General features: G+C 69.3%; 19 protein-coding genes and 1 pseudogene. 6 read left to right on the plus strand and 14 right to left on the minus strand.

Features of this window, described 5'->3' with window-relative positions; translation table 11 throughout:
• Positions 1-68: 68 nt before the first annotated feature.
• Complete coding sequence (locus ACX80J_RS02265; protein WP_459345524.1) at positions 69-872, minus strand: gamma-glutamyl-gamma-aminobutyrate hydrolase family protein; 804 nt, start codon at positions 870-872, stop codon at positions 69-71.
• A gap of 101 nt (positions 873-973) precedes the next feature.
• Entirely contained in the window at positions 974-1,999 is a 1,026-nt protein-coding gene (locus ACX80J_RS02270; protein ID WP_459346940.1) for an o-succinylbenzoate synthase, read from the minus strand.
• Positions 2,000-2,087: 88 nt separating this feature from the next.
• Here ACX80J_RS02270 and ACX80J_RS02275 point away from each other — a divergent pair.
• The 3 genes and pseudogenes from ACX80J_RS02275 to ACX80J_RS02285 form a co-directional block, all read left to right on the plus strand.
• Positions 2,088-2,678: pseudogene (locus ACX80J_RS02275) on the plus strand (phosphatase PAP2 family protein); the annotation flags it as partial.
• A gap of 430 nt (positions 2,679-3,108) precedes the next feature.
• Complete coding sequence (locus ACX80J_RS02280; protein WP_459346685.1) at positions 3,109-4,257, plus strand: zinc-dependent alcohol dehydrogenase; 1,149 nt, start codon at positions 3,109-3,111, stop codon at positions 4,255-4,257.
• A 9-nt stretch (positions 4,258-4,266) separates the two neighbouring features.
• A complete protein-coding gene (locus ACX80J_RS02285; protein ID WP_459346686.1) occupies positions 4,267-4,860 on the plus strand; it encodes a hypothetical protein in 594 nt (197 codons plus the stop codon).
• 101 nt (positions 4,861-4,961) lie between these two features.
• Here ACX80J_RS02285 and ACX80J_RS02290 read toward each other — a convergent pair whose 3' ends face one another.
• The 6 genes from ACX80J_RS02290 to ACX80J_RS02315 all read right to left on the minus strand — a co-directional run bounded on the left by ACX80J_RS02290 (position 4,962) and on the right by ACX80J_RS02315 (position 8,709).
• Complete coding sequence (locus ACX80J_RS02290) at positions 4,962-6,191, minus strand: MFS transporter (protein ID WP_459346687.1); 1,230 nt, start codon at positions 6,189-6,191, stop codon at positions 4,962-4,964.
• Positions 6,192-6,296: 105 nt separating this feature from the next.
• Positions 6,297-6,596, minus strand: coding sequence for a hypothetical protein (locus tag ACX80J_RS02295; RefSeq protein WP_459346688.1), 300 nt, complete (start codon positions 6,594-6,596; stop codon positions 6,297-6,299).
• A 110-nt stretch (positions 6,597-6,706) separates the two neighbouring features.
• Positions 6,707-7,087 carry a fluoride efflux transporter CrcB gene (gene crcB, locus ACX80J_RS02300; RefSeq protein ID WP_459346689.1) on the minus strand — a complete coding sequence of 127 codons (381 nt, stop codon included), beginning with the start codon at positions 7,085-7,087 and terminating at the stop codon, positions 6,707-6,709.
• A complete protein-coding gene (locus ACX80J_RS02305; protein ID WP_459346690.1) occupies positions 7,084-7,566 on the minus strand; it encodes a fluoride efflux transporter FluC in 483 nt (160 codons plus the stop codon). Before ACX80J_RS02305 ends, crcB begins: the two co-directional genes overlap by 4 nt.
• The gene (locus ACX80J_RS02310) at positions 7,559-8,305 is read right to left on the minus strand and encodes a dienelactone hydrolase family protein (RefSeq protein ID WP_459346691.1); all 747 of its coding nucleotides are present in this window, start codon (positions 8,303-8,305) and stop codon (positions 7,559-7,561) included. The genes ACX80J_RS02305 and ACX80J_RS02310 overlap by 8 nt, the downstream gene beginning before the upstream one ends.
• A complete protein-coding gene (locus tag ACX80J_RS02315) occupies positions 8,302-8,709 on the minus strand; it encodes a DUF1801 domain-containing protein (RefSeq protein ID WP_459346692.1) in 408 nt (135 codons plus the stop codon). Before ACX80J_RS02315 ends, ACX80J_RS02310 begins: the two co-directional genes overlap by 4 nt.
• Positions 8,710-8,841: 132 nt before the next feature.
• Between ACX80J_RS02315 and ACX80J_RS02320 the strand changes: the two genes are divergently transcribed.
• A complete protein-coding gene (locus ACX80J_RS02320) occupies positions 8,842-9,144 on the plus strand; it encodes a hypothetical protein (RefSeq protein WP_459346693.1) in 303 nt (100 codons plus the stop codon).
• Between the two features lie 184 nt (positions 9,145-9,328).
• A complete protein-coding gene (locus ACX80J_RS02325) occupies positions 9,329-9,799 on the plus strand; it encodes a hypothetical protein (RefSeq protein WP_459346694.1) in 471 nt (156 codons plus the stop codon).
• A gap of 126 nt (positions 9,800-9,925) precedes the next feature.
• Here ACX80J_RS02325 and ACX80J_RS02330 read toward each other — a convergent pair whose 3' ends face one another.
• The 6 genes from ACX80J_RS02330 to ACX80J_RS02355 all read right to left on the minus strand — a co-directional run bounded on the left by ACX80J_RS02330 (position 9,926) and on the right by ACX80J_RS02355 (position 17,021).
• Positions 9,926-10,834, minus strand: coding sequence for an aldose 1-epimerase family protein (locus ACX80J_RS02330; RefSeq protein WP_459346695.1), 909 nt, complete (start codon positions 10,832-10,834; stop codon positions 9,926-9,928).
• Positions 10,831-12,342: an arabinosylfuranosidase ArfA gene (gene arfA / locus ACX80J_RS02335; protein WP_459345535.1), complete on the minus strand. Its 1,512-nt coding sequence runs from the start codon at positions 12,340-12,342 to the stop codon at positions 10,831-10,833. The genes ACX80J_RS02330 and arfA overlap by 4 nt, the downstream gene beginning before the upstream one ends.
• Positions 12,343-12,388: 46 nt before the next feature.
• The gene (locus ACX80J_RS02340; protein ID WP_459345536.1) at positions 12,389-13,318 is read right to left on the minus strand and encodes a carbohydrate ABC transporter permease; all 930 of its coding nucleotides are present in this window, start codon (positions 13,316-13,318) and stop codon (positions 12,389-12,391) included.
• A gap of 3 nt (positions 13,319-13,321) precedes the next feature.
• Complete coding sequence (locus tag ACX80J_RS02345; protein ID WP_301225874.1) at positions 13,322-14,272, minus strand: carbohydrate ABC transporter permease; 951 nt, start codon at positions 14,270-14,272, stop codon at positions 13,322-13,324.
• Positions 14,273-14,368: 96 nt separating this feature from the next.
• On the minus strand, positions 14,369-15,721 hold the full coding sequence (locus ACX80J_RS02350) for an ABC transporter substrate-binding protein (RefSeq protein ID WP_459346696.1): 1,353 nt from the start codon (positions 15,719-15,721) through the stop codon (positions 14,369-14,371).
• A gap of 283 nt (positions 15,722-16,004) precedes the next feature.
• A complete protein-coding gene (locus ACX80J_RS02355; protein ID WP_459345538.1) occupies positions 16,005-17,021 on the minus strand; it encodes a LacI family DNA-binding transcriptional regulator in 1,017 nt (338 codons plus the stop codon).
• A 155-nt stretch (positions 17,022-17,176) separates the two neighbouring features.
• Between ACX80J_RS02355 and ACX80J_RS02360 the strand changes: the two genes are divergently transcribed.
• Positions 17,177-18,451: an FAD-binding protein gene (locus tag ACX80J_RS02360; RefSeq protein ID WP_459346697.1), complete on the plus strand. Its 1,275-nt coding sequence runs from the start codon at positions 17,177-17,179 to the stop codon at positions 18,449-18,451.
• Positions 18,452-18,500 lie beyond the last annotated feature (49 nt).

An 18,500-nucleotide genomic window follows, 5' to 3' on the forward strand; every position in this document is an offset into this window, starting at 1 on the left:
GCCGTCCGAACTCGGGCGTCGGCGCCGGTCCCGGGACCGGCGCCGATCCGTCCGTCCGTCCGTCCGTCTCAGGCTGCCGGGAGACCCGCGTCCTGGAAACCGCCCTCGACGCGCAGCGGGAGTGCGCGCCCCAGCTGGCGCTCCCGTGCCGCGTGCACGAACGCGTCGAACAGCGCGGTCTCCGTCGGGCTCTGCTCGGGGTGCCACTGGACGCCGATGCAGAAACGGTTGGAGGGGAACTCGATGGCCTCGATGATGCCGTCCCTGCTCCACGCGGAGGCCTGCAGCCCCAGTCCTACCCGGTCGACGGCCTGGTGGTGGGAGACCGGGACGGCGTCGAGGTGGGTCGCTCCCAGAACCTGCGCCACCTGCGACCCCGGCCGCAGGTCCACGGGGACCGCGTTGAAGCGGTGATCGCCCAGCTGGTAGGGGCTGTCACCCACCAGGTCGGGCAGGTGCTGGTGCAGCGACCCCCCGAGAGCGACATTGAGCATCTGCTCGCCGCGGCAGATCCCGAGGAGCGGCAGGTCGATCCGGACCGCCTCCCGCACCACGGCGGAGTCCCACGCGTCGCGCAGCAGGTGTGGCGCATCCGTCTGGGCGTGGGGCTCGGCCCCATAGCGCGAGGGGTCGATGTCCCAGCCTCCGACCACGATCACGCCGTCGAGCCGTGGCAGCAGCTGCTCGACCACGCCGCCATCGGTTCCCTGCGGCGGCAGCAGGACGGGGATGGCACCGGCGGCGAGGACGGGCGCCAGGTAGTTCTGCGGCAGAAAGGCTGCCTCGACGGTTCCGCACCCCTCCGTGACGGCCGGATCGAGATAGGCCGTGAGGCCGATGACCGGCTTCGGGAGCGAGTCCGAGGATGTCAAGTGGATATTCCTTTCAGGAGATCGTTGACATCCAATTCTAGTGCTTCCGCATTGACGACGTGTTACGGGAGCGTGAGGATCCCGTATCGTTCTCCGCCGCGTCAGCGCTGCTGCGCGGCGGCGAGAACTGTGTGGCAGCGTCCCAGGCGTTCCAGCCACTCCCGCCTCCTGTCCGGGGCCGCGGCGAAGGAGATCAGCTTCTCACCGGAGACCTCCACGTCCCGCACGGGCAGTGCGCCGCCCAGCGGCACGAGCGACGCGTCGGTGACGTCGCCGGCCATGAGCGACACCGTTGCCAGGCCGCAGGCGTAGGGCAGCTCGGGCAGCGCAGCGGCGAGGGCGACGCCGGCACGGATTCCGACGGACGTGTCGAGGGCGGAACTGACGACGGCGGGAAGGCCCGCGCGGCCAATGATGTCGAGCGCCCGGCGCACGCCTCCGAGCGGCGGCGCCTTGATGACGAGGAGGTCGGCCGCATCCTCCCGGGCGACGCGCAGCGGGTCGTCCTGGCGCCGCACGCTCTCGTCCGCCGCCACCAGGACCCGATCGCCGCGGCGGCGCAGCTCGAGCCTCACCGCACGCAGTCCGGCGATGTCCGCGACCGGCTGCTCGACGTACTGCAGGTCGAACGGCGCCAGCGCCTCGAGGGCGGTGAGCGCCTCACCGACCTCCCACGCGCCGTTGGCGTCCACCTTGATCCCCGCCTCCGGGAGGAGTCTGCGCACTTCGGCGACGCGGGCGACGTCGTCGGCCAGGTCCTGCCCCTTCTCCGCCACCTTCACCTTCACTGCACCGACGGCACCGAATCGGGACAGCACCCCTTCGACCGCGGCGGGCCCCACGGCGGGGACCGTCGCGTTGACGGGCACCGAGGCGCGGATCGGGTCCGGGAATCCGTACCAGGCCGCTTCGACGGCAGAGGCGAGCCAGGGAGCGGACTCGGCGTCGTCGTACTCGAGGAACGGACAGAACTCGCCCCACCCTGCCGGTCCCCGGACCAGGAGGGCCTCACGCACGAGGACACCCCGGAACTTCACCCGCATGGGGACCGACACCACGTGGGCCGAGGCCTCGATCTCCTCCAGCGGAGGAAGCGGAAGGGGAACCGGCGGGGCCATCGGTCGCATCTGCACGACCTCAGGCTACGGTAGCGCCCGCTCGCCCGGAGGTTCCGGGACAGCGGAACTCGCAGGATCGTATGGAACCATTGGGTCGATGACCTCGCAGCGAACCCCTTCCCGGCAGGCGCAAGCAGCACGCTCGCCGCTGCTCTTCGTGCTGGCCGCCCTCGCCTGCGCGACGGCGCTCGGATGGACCTACTGGGCCTTCGTCCGGACCACCACGGGCCAGTTCGCCGACGAATCCGCGTGGCGTGAGGCAGGAGTCGCAGCACCCGACACACAGCTGCCGTTCCTGCGGTTCCTGGATACGCTGCCCACCATCTCGGCGGTCCTCGCGGCCGCCGCCATCCTGTTCGTGGCCTTCGGGCGCAGGCGATACGCCGCCGCCCTGACCGCCGTCGCCGTCATCGCGGCCTCCAACCTGACGACTCAGATCCTCAAGAACCTCGTCTTCGACCGGCCCGACCGGGGCGTCGACACGCTGGACTTCAACTCATTACCGTCAGGGCATACAACGCTCGCGGCATCCGCCGCTGCCGCCGTCTTCATCATCGCCACGCCCCGCTGGCGCCCCTTCGCCGCCGCGGCAGGCGGGGGCTACTCCGTCCTCGCGGGCGCCGCCACCTTCCTCAACCTGTGGCACCGCCCGGCCGACGTCGTCGCAGCCCTCCTCGTCGTGGGGGCCTGGACACTGGTCGGCGGCCTGATCATCATGCGCACCGGGAACGCCTGGAACACGTGGCAGGGTTTCGGTGCGCACTGGGCGTCCTCGCGCGGCTGGCTCGTCCTGTGCTGGGTGCTCGGGCTCGGCAGCCTGGCGCTGTCCGCCGCCCTCTACCTCTCCGTCCAGGCCATCGGCCCTGCGCCCGCACCGGGCACGGCGGGCGTACCCCTGTTCTTCTGGTCGGGCCTCACCTGCATCGTCGGCGTCGGCTTCGCCCTCTCCGCCTCCGTCGGCTGGCTCTTCGCGGCCCAGGCACGGACCACGGCTGAGCAGACGCGGCCGTAACACCCTCGCGGCCCCTCCGCACGCCCTTTCCGCATCCCACCGCACCTGTTGTCGCGCCGGCGCGACGGTGCAACGCTGGCCGGACCAGCGACGAAAGAGGCCGACGATGAAAGCCATGGTGTACCGCGGGCCCTACAAGATCCGGGTCGAGGAGAAGCCCCGGCCGAAGATCGAGCACCCGAACGATGCGATCGTGCGCGTCACGACCGCGGCGATCTGCGGCTCGGACCTGCACCTCTACCACGGCATGATGCCGGACACCCGCGTGGGCACCACGTTCGGGCACGAGTTCATCGGCGTCGTCGAGGAGGTGGGGCCCTCCGTCCAGAACCTCACGCGCGGCGACCGCGTCATGGTCCCCTTCAACGTCTACTGCGGGTCGTGCTACTTCTGCGCGCGCGGCCTGTACTCGAACTGCCACAACGTGAACCCGAACGCGACGGCGGTGGGCGGCATATACGGCTACTCACACACCACGGGCGGCTACGACGGCGGCCAGGCGGAGTTCGTGCGCGTGCCCTTCGCCGACGTGGGGCCGGCGATCATCCCCGATTGGCTGGACAGCGAGGACGCCGTCCTGCTCACCGACGCCCTGGCGACCGGGTACTTCGGCGCGCAGCTCGGAGACATCGTCGAGGGTGACACCGTGGTGGTCTTCGGTGCCGGGCCGGTGGGACTGTACGCCGCGAAGTCGGCCTGGCTCATGGGGGCGGGCCGCGTGATCGTCGTCGACCACCTCGAGTACCGGCTCGAGAAGGCCCGCACCTTCGCGCACGCCGAGACCTACAACTTCGCCGAGCACGACGACATCGTGGTCGAGATGAAGAAGACCACGGACTACCTCGGCGCGGACGTCGTGATCGACGCGGTGGGAGCGGAGGCGGACGGCAACTTCCTCCAGCAGGTGACCGGCACGAAGCTCAAGCTGCAGGGAGGCTCCCCCATCGCACTGAACTGGGCGATCGACGCCGTGCGCAAGGGCGGGACGGTATCCGTCGTCGGAGCCTATGGTCCGATCTTCAGTGCGGTGAAATTCGGTGACGCGCTCAACAAGGGCCTGACCCTGCGCATGAACCAGACGCCGGTGAAGCGGCAGTGGCCGCGCCTCTTCGACCACATCCGCAACGGCTACCTCAAGCCCAACGAGATCGTCACGCACCGGATACCCCTCGAGGAGATCGCGGAGGGTTACCACATGTTCTCGGCGAAGCTCGACAACTGCATCAAGACGCTCGTCATCCCGAACCCCAGCTAGGAGATCACCGTGTCGTCCTCCACGCCGTCCACACCCTACATCGCGAACAAGGCCCGAGACATCCCGACCGCCGAGGCGCTACGCGCCCGGATCCCCGGCTGGGGGGTGGATCTCGACCCGAAGGACCGTCCGTCGTTCCCGCGCGAGGTGTTCGACCCCGCCGGGACGGGGGCGCACTGGGACTACCCCGAGGAGCAGCCGGGCGGGGAGGGGCGGGAGCGGTCGATCGAGCACAGCCGGCTGACGCCCGTCTTCGGCACGAGCGTCCCCCTGAAAGGCGTCTCCGGCGGCATCCGTCGCTACGCCTACCGCTACAGCGAGGGCCGCGCCGCGCACTGGCTCCTGCTCCTGCTCGGCGACCGCGTGGACGCATGGGGCTCCCACATGGCCTCATTCGCCACGCTGCGCCCCGACAACCCCATCACGGAGACCGGGGTGCTGTCGGAGGGACGCCGGCACGGCCTCGCGTCACGCTTCGGCAAGGGACGCGCGGACGTCAACCACACGTGGATCGATCCGATCATCGTCGGGGGCCCGTGGGTCGCCGCGTCGGCGGGCGCCGTCCTGGCCGCGCGTGCCATCGCGCGCCGCGGGCGGCGCTGAGGCGCCCCTCGCAGTAGCACCGCCCCGCCCCTCGCAGTCGCCCTCGCCACCGACCGGCGGGTGGACGCCGACGCCCCCGTCGTCCGGCGGTGACCGCCCTGTCAGCGACGGGCTGTCGGCGTGACGGCTGACCCCGGAGCGGCGCGCGGGATCCAGTACCAGAGGACCGCTGCGCCTAGGAAGCCCAGGGCCGCCGTCGCCCAGATCCCGGCGGAAAGTGTCGCAAGGGCGGTCACGAGCGAGAGGAGCGCCGGCCCGCCCATGGTCCCTGCGTCGGTGAGCAGGCGCCAGATCCCGAGGAACTGCGGGCGTCCGGGCGAGGGCGAGAAGTCGGCCCCGAGCGTCATGACGATGCCCGATCCGATGCCGTTGCCGAAGCCGATGAGCAGGGCGACGAGGAGCAGGCCCACCGCCTCCCCGGTCGACGGCAGCAGGGCGAGCGCCGTACCCATGATCAGCATGCACGGGACCGCGATCCAGCGGCGACCCTTGGCGTCCATGATCTTGCCGGAGGGGTAGAAGATCAGCATGTCGATGGCGCCGGACAGCCCGTAGATCAGCGCCGTGGTGGACGCATCCAGCCCGATGTCCTCCGCCCACAGCGGCAGCACCGCCTGGCGCGTGGCCCGGACCGCGGCGATCAGCAGCACCCCGATGCCCAGGGTGGCGAAGATACGCGCGTGGCTGCGCAGTACCGAGCGCACCGTCGGTGCCGAGGGTGGAGCGGCCCCGGACGGTGTCCGCCCCGCGGGTCCGCTCCTGCCCGCCCCGAGTTCGGGCACGCGCCAGCTGAGTGCTGCTGCGGCGAGGCTCGCCACGCCCCCGACCCAGTACGCGCCGTCGAGACCGAGCACGCTCATGGCGAGGGCTGCGGCGAAGGGCCCGAGAAAGACGCCGATGCGGGTGACGCCTCCGAGCGTGGAGAGCGCGCGAGCGCGGAAGTACGCCGGAACGGCCTCGGTGAGGTAGCTCTGCCGGGCGAGTCCGAACACAGCACCGGCCATGCCGACCATCATCACGGCTGCCGCGAAGACCGGCAGTGTAGGCGACCAGAGCGCCAGCACCATCGCCGCCGCACACCAGAGAGCGGCACCCACCAGTGCTTTCCGCTCGCCGAACCGGGTGGCGATCAGGGTGGCCGGGACGTTCGCGACCAGGGAACCGATGCCGGAGAGGGTGATGACCAGGGCCGCCGTGGCGACGTCGGCGCCGAGGTCCCGTGCGGTCAGGGCGATGACCGGGAGGATGGCGCCGGTCGCCACCCCGTACAGCAGCGAGGGACCGTACGCTCCCAGGGCGATCGAACGGAGATCGAAGGTTTCCTGGGGCACCCTTCAACCCTAGCCCGGAGGGAGGAGCACCGGACCGCGGTTTCCGAGCATGCGGAGCCGACGGATGAGGAAAACCCGCCGGCCGGGCGGCCTACTCCCCGCCGCCTACTCCCCGCCGTCGTCCCCGCCGCCGATCCCGCCGTCGACAAAGCCCGGCAGTCCGGCCGGCGGGCCGTCCACGATGCTGGAGGTCTGACCCGAATCACCGGCTCGAAGGACGGACAGGTCCTCGTAGTCCGTCGCGCCGTCGTCATCCGGCTGGTGCCATGCGGCGACCTCGGCGGGCTCCAGGGGTGTGCCGTCCGGGATCGGAGCCGGAATGCACGTCGCAGGATTGGTTGCGGCTGTGGAGTCCCCCACGAAGGAGACGCGCAGCGGCACCTCGGCGGAATCGTTCGGGGCCATCAGATCGTCCTCCCTGGGGGTCGCGGCGCGTCCCCTGCATCGATCGTCCCCGCTGGGGCGCCGCCGTCAAGGGTCGACTCCTCGACCAGGGTCCGGCGGTCGGGAGGATGTCAGGCGAGCAGGAGGCCCAGCGACAGGCCGAGACCCGCTGCGGCGAGCGCCGCCACCGCGGTCCCTGCACCGGACAGCAGGGCTGCCCGGGCGTGGCCCTCCTGGATCAGGCGGACCGTCTCGCTGCTCGCCGTGCTGAACGTGGTGTACCCGCCGAGGAAGCCCGTGCCGCAGACGAGGGTCCACGCGGGCGGGAGTGCGGCCGCGAGGACGAACCCCGTGAGGAGTCCCAGCAGGAGGGAACCGCTGATGTTGATCGCCATGGTGCCCACGGGCAGAACGCCCCGAGCGGTCGAGTGGAGAACGCCGACGAGCACGAAGCGCGTGACCGCGCCGAGTCCGCCCGCGACACCGAGCGCGAGCGCCAGGGCGAGGCTCATGGTTCACCCTCCGAACGGGCGCCCGCCCTGGTGGTCGGTCGGCGGACCAGCCGTCCGACACCGATACCGGCCGCCGTCGCTGCGAGGCCCACTAGCACGGAGCCCGTGAGGTACGCGATCCCTGCCCAGATGCGACCGGCCCCGAGGAGGAGCACGGAGTCGACCGCGAGCGCGCTGTACGTGGTGAAGCCGCCGAGGAAGCCCGTGCCCAGAAGCAGTCGCAGGGCACGACGGCGCCCCCGGTCGGGGCCGCGCCGCGCCAGCGCCTCGAGGAGGAGTCCGAGGGCGAAGGCACCCGCGATGTTGATCAGGAGGATGCCGAGCGGGAGCCCCGCGGGAGTAGGAAGGGCCGCGGCGATGAGGAAGCGGGCGAGCGTTCCCCCCATGCCTCCGATGAAGACGAGACCGAGGTAGGCGGGCCGGACGTGTGGCGGCACGTCGTCGCGCCGGCTCTGCACACGTGTCGTGGACTCAGGCAACGTTCCGCGCGAGGAAGCTCAGGGTCAGGTCCCACGCATCCGCGGCTGCCTCGGGCCGGTACGCGAAACGGTTCGAGTCGTTGAAGAAGGCGTGGCCCGCTCCCGGGTAGACCTTCGCCGTGAAGTCCACGCCTGCTTCCGTCATCGCGGCGTCGAGGTCCGGCAGCCCGGTGGTGAGCGCATGGTCGTCCTGGCCGTAGAACGCCAGGACAGGTGACGTGATGCGGGCGAGTTCCTCGCCGGAGAAGGTGGCGTGGCCGTAGAAGGGCACACAGGCGAGGAGCCTCGGCTCGTGCACGGCGAACGAGAAGCTGTACGTGCCACCGAAACAGAAACCGGTGATACCCACGCGTCCGCGCACCTCCTCGTCGTCGTACAGGAAGTCGAAGCAGGACTGGACGCGCCCGGTGGTGAGCGCAGCGAACTCGGGGTTCTGCAGCGGCGCCAGAAGTGCCCTGAGCTTCGGCTGGGCCCGGTTGCGTGCCTCCGCGTCAGGGCCGGCGATCGCCTCACCGATTCCTGCAGTGTTCTCCTCCGTGATGCCCTGGTCGGAGAGCAGGTCGGGAGCGACGACGACGTAGCCCTCCCGGGCGAAACGGTCTGCCACATCCCGGGTATGGGCGACGAGCCCCCACACTTCGTGGATGAGGATGAGACCGCCCTTCACGGGACCGTCGGGCCGCGCGACACAGGCGGACAGCGCGCCGTGGGGAGTCGCGATGTCCTGGAAGAAGCTCATTCGCCTAGGCTTGCACGCTTCTTGATACTGCGCCAACCGCCGGCGCGGTTGGCTGCGATGATCGTCCGGAAGATCTCCCGCAGCGCGTCCTCGGCGAGCGGGCGGTCCTGGTACACCGCGACCGTCCGCCCCGTGGAGTTCGTGTGGCCGCCCGTGATGATGCCCTGCGGATCGGGTGCGAGGCCGCCGTCGTACAGGAAGACGTTGACATGGTCCTTCGTAGCGAGCAGGGCGCAGACATTCCCCTGGAGGACGAAGTAGGGCCGGTGCGTGCGCTTGATCGTCTCCTCCACCTCCGGATCCGCTTCGTGCACGAGGCGGCGGACCGCGCGGCAGATGTCCTGCTGCCAGGGAGGCAGCGCGGCGATGTACTCGTCGACGCGGGGGTCGGAAGCTCCAGCCATGGGGCCAGTGTGCCAGCGCCGTCGGCCGGCGGGAAGGGGCAGGGGCGGCCGGACGGCGCCCGATGCGGTGGACCGGGCGGCACGGGAGTACTATCAGTGCCACCACAATCAGTCAACGACGACGGACGTGTGATGACCAGGTTCCTTTTACTCCTCGGCATGCTGACCATCTCCCTCGGCATCGCCGCCCTTGCCGCGGGCGCCCAGGGCTACCCCCTCCTCCTTCTCGTGGCAGGCGGCATCGTCCTCGCGCTGCTGTGCTTCAGGCGGGACGGAGGTTCCACACCCTCGTCCTGCGCTCGCAGGCATTCCGACTTCGCGATGCCTCCCGTGGATGCATGCCCGCCGGAGCGACTCCGCGAGGCGCGCGACCTGGCGGCACGCGTGCTCGAGGCGGCGAACGAGCGCGGAAGCACCCAGCGGCGCGATTCCTGACGGCGGCCCGGTCGGTGCCGGCCGGGCCGTGTCGTAGCGGAGGCCCTTCCCCCAGGGGGCAGGTTTCGGGGCGGGCCCCTGGATCAGGGCGGGTAGCCCCGGTCCCGGAGCGCTGTCCTGCCCCGGCAAGCCACCGGGCCTACCCTGCGGGCAGGACCTCCGAAGAGGTGGGAGGAGGTGGACCATGCGCACCGCGATGCCGGCCCTCCTGTGCGGGCTGATCCTCGCGCTTCCGTCCTGTACTGCGGAGTCCTGCACCGCCATCGCGGCCCTTCCGGGTCTGTCCATCACCCTGGCGGGAGCGCCGGCCGCCGCGGCGGAACGGCTCGAGGTGTCGGCCTGCACCGACGACGGCTGCAGCACCACCGAGGTCGACCTCGCCCTCGGGTCGACGACGACGGAGGAAACCTGCGCCCCGGACGGCACCTGCCGCGCCGTCGCCACGCCGGACGGGACGCTCACCGGGTTCGCGGAACTCGACCTGCCCGAGGATGAGGTGCCTACCGGTGTGACCGTCCACCAGCGGGACGGACGCACCGCCGCCTACACGGCCACGGTCGTCCCTGCCATGGTGCATCCGAACGGCGAACACTGCGATGGCGGGGCGATCCAGGGGCGCCTCGTGCTCGACGACGCCGGGCTCCGCTCCGGCTAGTTCGTGCCGCAACACTGCCGACCATTCGGCGAGAGGACAGAAAGAACCGCGGAACGGGCGCTCCAGCGGTTCTTTCTGCCCTCTCGTCCGCGACCGGCACGGCACCGGCCGGGGACGGCGCCGGGACTACAGGGCGGTGATGGTCCAGCCCGTGTGGTGGGTCTCCCCCGGGTGGAGGACCACGAGATCCTCACCGGTGGTGAAGGCTGCGGGCGGGCACGTCATGGGTTCCACCGCGAGTCCCAGCCGTGTGCTCTCGGGCTTCTTCGGGAGGTCCGCGGTGTGGATCTGCACCCAGGGGCAGGTGTCGTCCCACACCATGGCGGTCCCGGTCCCGGAGGCCGGATCGGTGACCCGCACCGTGGCCCGGCCGGCGTCGTCGCGCGTCAGGTCGGTGAAGGCGTGGTCGATCTGCACGTCACCGAGCGCGTGGGCCACGCGGAAGTCGAACGGTGTGCCGGCGACGGGCTCCTTGGCCACGGGCAGCAGGCGGTCGGGAGTGACGGTGAGGACCGTCGCGGCGGGCAGTTCGAGGACCCACGCGTCGAGCGGTGAGGGACCGGCGACGAGGTACGGATGGGGGCAGACCCCGTAGGGCGCTCGCCGCGATCCCGTGTTGAGGGCGGTGATGTCCGTCCGGAAGCCCTCCGGTCCGACGCCGAAGCGTGCGTGCAGCGCGACCGTGAAGGGGTACGCCTCCGTCGGCTCGATGGTGCACCCCAGCGTCACGGCGGATCCCGTGTGCTCCACGAGGGTCCAGGGGATGTCGAACACGAGACCGTGGAGGGCCGTGCCGCGCTCGGGCTCGTTGATCGGCAACTCATAGGAGGAGCCGTCGAACGAGTAGCGCCCGTCCGCGATGCGGTTCGGCCATGGCGCGACGAAGGCGCCCCGGAAATTGGGCATCTCCTCGTCGGCGCCGAAGCCGACCACGAGCGGCCGCCCCTCGTAGGTCAGTTCCCGGACAGCGGCACCGAGACCGAGGACGACGGCCGTGTAGCCGCCGCCCTCGATCCTGTATTCGGAAGAGCTCATGCGAGGGATACGGCCGTCCACGACACGGGGGGAAGCGTGATGGTGACGGCGTTGCCGTCGAGCTTCGCTGAGGTGTTGGTCTTCATGGTCACGCGCTCGGGCTCCTCGAGGGTGTTCTTGGCATATACGTCCGTATCGTACAGCGACTGCGCGTCCACGGTGCTGAACCCGTTGAGCGCGGCGATGTCGATGGTCACGGTCGTCTCCTCGGTCTGCGAACGGTTGACGAGGAAGACGGCGGTGGCGCCCGTCGTGTCGTCGTGCGTCGCCACCGCGTCCACGAGGGGCACGACGCCGTAGTCGCTGGTCTGGTACGTGCCGGCGTCGAGCTTGAGCTCGAGCACCGACCCCTGCGCGAGCTTCGAGGTGATGGAGAACGGGAAGAACGTGGTCTGGCGCCAGGCCGGGCCGCCCGGCTCCGTCATGATCGGCGCGATCACGTTGACGAGCTGCGCGAGCGACGCCGAGGTGACGCGGTCCGCGTGCTTGAGCAGGGAGATCATCAGGTTGCCGAACACGACGGCGTCGGCGACCGAGTAGCAGTCCTCGAGCAGGCGAGGTGCCACGGGCCAGTTGTCGAGGCCCTCGATCTTGTCGACGTTCTCGAAGCGGCTGATGTACCAGACGTTCCACTCGTCGAAGGAGATGTTGATGGTCTTCGAGCTGCCGCGGACCGCCTTCACGTGGTCCGCGGTGGCGACGACGGACTCGATGAAGGAATCCATGTCGACGGCGGAGGCGAGGAACGACCCGAGGTCGCCGTTCTTCTCCTCGTAGTAGGCGTGGCAGGAGATGTAGTCGACGACGTCATAGGTGTGCGAGAGCACCACGCGCTCCCACTCGCCGAAGGTCGGCATGTGGGCGCTGGACGAGCCGCAGGCCACGAGTTCGATGGAGGGATCCAGCTGGCGCATCGCCCGCGCCGTGATGGCCGCGAGCTTGCCGTAGTCCTCGGCGGACCGGTGGCCGAGCTGCCACGGACCGTCCATCTCGTTGCCCAGGCACCAGATCTTGACGTCGAACGGATCGGGGCGGCCGTTGGCCATGCGCTGGTCGGCGAGGGCGGTGCCCTTGGGCAGGTTCGAGTACTCGAGGAGGTCGAGTGCTTCCGGAGTGCCGCGCGTGCCGAGGTTCACGGCCAGCATGAGGTCACTGTCGACCTTTCGAAGCCAGGAGGCGAACTCGTGCATGCCCACCTGGTTGGTCTCCGTGGAGTGCCAGGCGAGGTCGAGGCGGGTGGGGCGCTCCTCGCGCGGTCCGACGCTGTCCTCCCAGCGGAAGCCGGAGACGAAGTTTCCCCCGGGGTAGCGGATGGTCGAGACGCCCATCTCCTTCACGAGCTCGATGACGTCCTGGCGGAAGCCCTCGTCATCGGCGGTCGCGTGGCCGGGCTCGTAGATGCCGTCGTAGACGTGGCGGCCGAGGTGTTCGACGAACCCGCCGAAGATGTTGCGGTTGATGGGCCCGACCGTGAAATGGGGGTCGAGCGTTAGGCGTGCGTTCTGCATCGGGCTACTTTCTGTACGGAGTGGTAGGCGGCGGGCGGGGTGCGGGCTACTTGAGCGAGCCCAGCGACAACCCGCCCTGCCAGTACTTCTGGAGGGAGAGGAAGGCGATGATCAGCGGGATGATCGAGATGAACGCACCCGTGGTGATCAGGTTCCACAGCGCCTCGCCGCCGCTGCCGGCGTTGGAGAGGGCCTGCCAGCCATTGAGGCCGACCGTGACGGGCAGCAGCAGCGGGTCGCTGAGGACCGCGAGTGGCAGGAAGAAGTTGTTCCAGGTCCCGACGACGGACAGCAGGAGCACCGTCACGATCGCCGGGCGCAGCAGCGGAAGCGCGATCTGGAAGAACGTGCGGATCTCGCCCGCGCCGTCGATCCGTGCCGCGTCGAGGAGCTCGTCGGGCACCGCCTCCTGCGCGAAGACCCGCATGAGGTAGACACCGAAGGGGCTGAGCAGCGAGGGCAGGATGACGGCCCAGATGGTGTTCACCAGTCCCACCGAGCTCAGGAGGACGAACGTCGGGATGACCAGCGCCGTGAGCGGCACCATGACGGCGCCGAGCAGGATCCCGAAGAAGGCGCCCCGGCCGCGGAAGTTGTACTTGGCGAAGCCGTAGCCCGCAAGGACCGCCAGGATGGTCGCGCCCACTCCGCCGGAGATCGCGTAGAGGAACGAGTTGCCCAGCCAGCGCCAGTAGATGCCGTCCTGCCGCTCGAACAGGCCCTGCAGGTTGCTGAAGAAGTGGAATTCGCTGTCGAACCAGAGCGGTCCGCCCGATCCTCCGAAGAGGCCGGCAGTGTCCTTGGTGCTCGCGACCGTCAGCCACCAGATGGGGGTGATGAAGTAGATGACGAGGATGAGCAGGAAGATGTGCGAGCCGATGCGCGGACCGCCGTTGCGTGCCCGGTTGCGGGAGGCCGATCCGCGGACCTTGCGCCCGCTGTCCTGCTGCTGGGGGGTGTCTGTGACGAGTGCCATGGCTTATTTCAGTCCGCTCTGCTTGCGGGTCAGGAAGAGGAAGAAGAAGGAGAAGACGAACACGACGATGCCGAGGGCGAAGGAGATGGCGGAGGCGTAGTTGAACTGGCTGTAGGAGAACGCCAGGGAGAACGCGTACATGTTCGGCGTGTAGGAGGTCGGGATGGCGCCCTGCGCCACACCCCTCAGCACCTGGGGCTCGGTGAAGAACTGCAGGGTGCCGATCAGGGCGAAGATGACCACCATGACCAGGGAGGACGAGATCATCGGGACCTTGATCCGCAGGGCGATCTGCCGGTCGGAGGCGCCGTCGAGCACCGCCGCCTCGTAGATCCCGGGGTCGATGCCGCGCAGGGCGGCGTAGATGATGATCATGTAGTAGCCGGCCCACTGCCAGGTGACGATGTTCACGAGGCTGCCGAAGATGTTGTCCTGTGCCAGGAATTCCGGTGCGGCGAGTCCGAAGATGCCGAAGATGCTGCTCGCCGGGCCGAAGCGGGGGCTGTAGAGGAAGCCCCACATCAGGGCGCCGATGACGACCGGCACCGCATAGGGGATGAAGATCATCAGGCGGGAGAACTTCGAGGCCCACGTGGTCAGGTTGTCGAGGACGAGGGCCGCGACGAGTGCCACGAGCATCTGGGCCGGGATCATGATCAGGGCGAACTTCGCCACGGTGCCGAGGCCCTGGAGGAAGATCGGGTCGGAGAACGCCTTGATGTAGTTGTCTCCGCCGACGAACCTGTTGCCGGTCGCGAGGGTGCTGGTGAACAGGCTCATCCGGAAGGCATAGACCAGGGGAAGGATGAGGAAGGTCAGGAAGATGAGGGCGAAGGGCGCCACGAACAGCCATCCCCAGCGCTGCTTGCGCCGGTAGTTCCTGTCCGGGCGGTGCTTGACCTGGTGGGGTGCCTCGGCGCGGTGTGACGACGTCGGCGCGGTGGTCGTGGCCATGGTGGTCTTTCCTCGAGCTGTGGGACGGATGTGCGGCGGAAGCCTACCGGGAGCGGTTCGGGAGGGCGCCCGCAGGAGCGGGCGCCCTCCCGCGGCTTACTTGATGGTGAAGCCCTGCTCGGTCGCGTACTGCTCGAGCGAGGCCTGCAGGTCGTCGAGCGCCTGGCTCGCGTCCTTCTCGCCCTGGACCATCGCGTAGATCTCGACGGTCAGCTGGTCGTAGGCGTAGTTCTGGAACGGGCTGAACGTGGCGCCCTCGTAGCCGGCTGCGGCGTCGAGGAAGACGTCCTTGTTGATCTGCTGGCCGCCGAAGAACTCGTACTCCTTGTCGGCGAATGCCTCGGACTCGAGGACGGGAGCGTAGGACGGGAAGAGGGCTCCCTTGTCGACGCCGAGGTTCATGCCCTCCTCATTGCCGAAGATGCCCATGGCGACCTTCGCTGCAAGCTCCTTGTCCTTCGCCTGCTCGGTCACCGCGAAGGTGGAGCCGCCCCAGTTCACCTGGACGGGGCTGGCCGCGTCCCACTGCGGGAGCGGGGCCGCTCGCCAGACGGCGTTCGGATCGGCATCCGACAGACCCTGCAGGTAGCCGGGGCCCCAGGCGGCAGCCAGGTAGACGGCGTAGGAGCCGTCCACGAGCTTGGTGTTGTAGTCGGCCGTGAACGCGTCATCGGTGGCGACGAGGCCGTCCTTCACGAGGCCGTCCCAGTACTCGAGGACCTTCTTGGCACCTTCGTCGTTCACCTTGATGCCGATCTCCTGCGGGTTCGCGGAGTCGTATTCGAACGGGACGGAGCCGGCCTGGGCGAAGAGTGCCTGGTTGAACGCGCGCCCGTTGGTCGGGAAGTCGGCGATGACGGCGCCGTCGCCGGACTCCTTCAGCTTCTTGGCTGCTGCCTCGAACTCCTCCCAGGTGGTCGGCACCTCGATGCCGGCGGCATCGAAGAGGTCCTGGCGGTAGAGCATGCCCATGGGGCCGCCGTCGACGGGGATGGCGTAGACGGCGTCGCCGCTGCTCGCGTCTTCCCAGGCACCCTCTGCGTAGTCCGCCTTGACGTCGTTGGCGCCGAACTCGGTGAGGTCCACGAGCGCATCGCGGATGGTGAAGCTGGAGAGGACCTCGGATTCGAGCTGGATGACATCGGGGGCGCCGGAGCCGGACTCGATGGAGGTGGAGAACTTGGTGTACTCGTCATTGCCCTGGCCGGCGTTCGTCCAGCAGATCTGGACGTCGTCGTTGGCGTTGTTGAACTGGTCGACGACCTCGTTGAACGCAGGGTACCAGGCCCACACGGTGACCTGGGGGGCCTCGGCGTTGACGATGGTGTTGGTGCAGGACGCAGCTTCGGAGCCGCCTCCGCCGTCGCTTCCGCTTCCTCCGGAGCAGCCGGTCAGTGCTACAGCAGTGGCGGCGACGATGCCTGCCGATGCCAGGAACTTGGCTTTCATATCTCTTGCTTCCTCTCGCGGTGGTATTCCACCGTGGTCCGCCCAGGGGCGGCCGGTCCGGGTACTGCAGGGAGGAGGATCGCCGGGGCAACAGATGCTGAGCCCGCTCGAATCTTCCTTGATCCGGGTCCGTCCTCCTGCAGATCAGCTCGCCGTACGAGGGTCTCCGCAAGTGCCGGTTCCGTCATTTACATCGTTGTAGGTAAACGTTGTAGAGAAAGCATGCCGAGTGGGGCGGGTCACTGTCAAGCAGTCGCTCCGATATTTTTTCGGAACCCCCGCCTCACTCGGGCAGGGCCGTGGATTCGCGCTCGATCACCTGGAAACGCGCCTCGAACTCCCGCGGGGCGGTGTCCTGGTCGCGGCCGGAGATGCGCTCCTGGAGGACGCGCACGGCGGTGTCGGCGATCTCGTCCCGGCCGGGATCGATGGTGGAGAGCGTCGGCAGGGAATAGCGCCCCTCGTCGAGGTCGTCGAAGCCGATGACGGCGACGTCGTCGGGGATCCTCCGGCCCGCTTCCTGCAGCACCCGCATGGCACCGAGGGCAAGGGTGTCGTTCATGCCGAACACGGCATCGAACTCGACCCCCGACTCGAGCAGCTCCCGCATGGCTGTGGCACCGTTCGAGCGATGCCACAGCGTCGTGTAGCCCAGCAGCCGTGGATCGACCGGGATGCCGGCCTCCTCGAGCGCCTGCTCGTACCCGCGCAGTCGGAGGCCGGCGGAACCGATCACCTCACCCTCGTGCGCGCCGACGACGGCGATGCGTCGCCTCCCCTTGGACAGCAGGTGAGCCGTGGCGGCGCGCGCGGATTCCACGTTGCTCATCGTCACGTGGTCGGTCGGCCCCCCGAAGATCCGCTCACCGAGGAGGACGAGCGGGAAGTTCACGTTCAGGTGGTGTGCGTCGTCGTTGGACATCCCGAGGGGGCTGAACAGCAACCCGTCGGTCATCTGGAGCCGGGGGCTCGAGAGGATCTCCAGCTCGTGGGCACGGTCTCCGCCCGTCTGCTCGATGAGCACCTTCAGCCCGCGCCGCTCGGCGGCCCGGATGATGGAGTCCGCCAGTTCTGCGAAGTAGCTCAGCGAGAGTTCAGGTACGGCGAGTCCGATCACGCCCGTCCTGCCCGAGCGCAGGCTGCGCGCGGAGAGGTTCGGGCTGTACCCGAGCTCGGAGATGGCCTCCATGACCCGCTGCTTGGTGTCCGCGCGGATGTGCTGGTAGTCGTTGATGACGTTCGAGACGGTCTTGATCGAGACACCGGCCGCCAGCGCCACGTCCTTCAGTGTGGCCGCCATGCCGCTCCCTCCTCCCGCCGTGATGCCCTGTACGTCACGCGTGAGGTGAGTCTACAACGATGTAGGATGGCCGGGCACCGTTGATGAGGTGGTGCCAGGTTTCATCCCATCGTCTTTCATCCCATCGTCGCGATACCGGCCAGAGAAGGACCACCATGATCGAGGAACAGGTACGGGACCGGCTCAACTGGGCGGGGAACTACGGGTACCGCGCCCGCACGATCGAGCATCCCACATCGCTCGCCGACCTCCAGCGGGCGGTGGCCGGCGCCACGCGCGTCAGTGCGCTCGGTTCGCGCCACTCCTTCAACGACATCGCCGACAGCCCCGAGACCCTCGTGTCCCTGGACGTGCTCGATCCGGGCGTCGACGTCGATGAGCGGGCGCTCACCGTCACGGTCGGCGCCGGGGTGCGGTACGGGGTCCTCGCGGAGCACCTGCAGCGCCGTGGCTTCGCCCTCCACAACCTCGCCTCGCTCCCCCACATCTCGGTCGGCGGCGCCATCGCCACGGCCACCCACGGTTCGGGGAACGCCAACGGCAACCTCGCCACGGCCGTCGTCGGGCTGGAGCTCGTCACCGCATCCGGCGAGGTCCGGAACGTTGCGAAGGGGGATGCGGACTTCGACGGGATGGTGGTCGGTCTCGGCGCACTCGGTGTCGTCCACCGCGTGACCCTGCGCATCGAGCCGACCTTCGAGGTGCGCCAGGACGTGTTCACCGGGGTGCCGTGGGACGCGGTCCTCGCCGACTACGATGCCGCGACCTCGTCCGCCTACAGCGTCAGCCTGTTCACCGACTGGTCCGGGGACACGATCGGCCAGGCGTGGCTCAAGAGCCGGCTGGACAGCGGCTCCGGCGTGCCGGCGAAGTTCTACGGCGGAGCCCCCGCGGAGCGCGCCCTCCACCCGGTGCCGGGCGTGGCCGCCGACCACTGCACGCAGCAGCTCGGCGTCCCCGGACCGTGGTCGGACCGTCTGGCGCACTTCCGGCTCGCGTTCACCCCCAGCAACGGGGATGAACTGCAGACCGAGTACCTCGTGGGAAGCGAGCACGCCGTCGAGGCGATCCAGCGGATGCGCGAACTCGCCCCGCGGATCACCCCCCTGCTGCAGGTCTCGGAAGTGCGGTCGATGGCGGCGGACGAGCTGTGGCTCAGCACCAATTACCAGCGCCCCGGGATCGGCCTGCACTTCACCTGGAAGCCCCTGCAGGACGAGGTGGAAGCACTCCTGCCCGAGATCGAGGCCGCGCTTGCCCCGCTTGAGGCCCGCCCCCACTGGGGCAAGCTGTTCGCTGCCGAGGCCGCACAACTCGCGCCGCTCTACCCCCGCTTCGACGACTTCCGTGCGCTGGCCCTGCGCATGGACCCCGAGGGCAAGTTCCGCAACCCCTTCCTCGACCGCACGATCTTCGGCGCGACGCCCTAGAAGGGGCCACCGCCGACCCGCTGATCGCCACGGTAGGGGTGCTGCACCG

Source organism: Arthrobacter rhamnosi (genome assembly GCF_054510975.1).

Excerpts from the sequence above, each read along its gene's own strand:
- ACX80J_RS02270 (WP_459346940.1), bottom strand. The coding sequence starts at position 1,999 with ATGCGACCGATGGCCCCGCCGGTTCCCCTTCCGCTTCCTCCGCTGGAG.
- ACX80J_RS02280 (WP_459346685.1), top strand. The coding sequence starts at position 3,109 with ATGAAAGCCATGGTGTACCGCGGGCCCTACAAGATCCGGGTCGAGGAG.
- ACX80J_RS02295 (WP_459346688.1), bottom strand. The coding sequence starts at position 6,596 with ATGGCCCCGAACGATTCCGCCGAGGTGCCGCTGCGCGTCTCCTTCGTG.
- crcB (WP_459346689.1), bottom strand. The coding sequence starts at position 7,087 with ATGAGCCTCGCCCTGGCGCTCGCGCTCGGTGTCGCGGGCGGACTCGGC.
- ACX80J_RS02310 (WP_459346691.1), bottom strand. The coding sequence starts at position 8,305 with ATGAGCTTCTTCCAGGACATCGCGACTCCCCACGGCGCGCTGTCCGCC.
- ACX80J_RS02315 (WP_459346692.1), bottom strand. The coding sequence starts at position 8,709 with ATGGCTGGAGCTTCCGACCCCCGCGTCGACGAGTACATCGCCGCGCTG.
- ACX80J_RS02320 (WP_459346693.1), top strand. The coding sequence starts at position 8,842 with ATGACCAGGTTCCTTTTACTCCTCGGCATGCTGACCATCTCCCTCGGC.
- ACX80J_RS02325 (WP_459346694.1), top strand. The coding sequence starts at position 9,329 with ATGCGCACCGCGATGCCGGCCCTCCTGTGCGGGCTGATCCTCGCGCTT.
- ACX80J_RS02330 (WP_459346695.1), bottom strand. The coding sequence starts at position 10,834 with ATGAGCTCTTCCGAATACAGGATCGAGGGCGGCGGCTACACGGCCGTC.
- arfA (WP_459345535.1), bottom strand. The coding sequence starts at position 12,342 with ATGCAGAACGCACGCCTAACGCTCGACCCCCATTTCACGGTCGGGCCC.
- ACX80J_RS02340 (WP_459345536.1), bottom strand. The coding sequence starts at position 13,318 with ATGGCACTCGTCACAGACACCCCCCAGCAGCAGGACAGCGGGCGCAAG.
- ACX80J_RS02345 (WP_301225874.1), bottom strand. The coding sequence starts at position 14,272 with ATGGCCACGACCACCGCGCCGACGTCGTCACACCGCGCCGAGGCACCC.
- ACX80J_RS02350 (WP_459346696.1), bottom strand. The coding sequence starts at position 15,721 with ATGAAAGCCAAGTTCCTGGCATCGGCAGGCATCGTCGCCGCCACTGCT.
- ACX80J_RS02355 (WP_459345538.1), bottom strand. The coding sequence starts at position 17,021 with ATGGCGGCCACACTGAAGGACGTGGCGCTGGCGGCCGGTGTCTCGATC.
- ACX80J_RS02360 (WP_459346697.1), top strand. The coding sequence starts at position 17,177 with ATGATCGAGGAACAGGTACGGGACCGGCTCAACTGGGCGGGGAACTAC.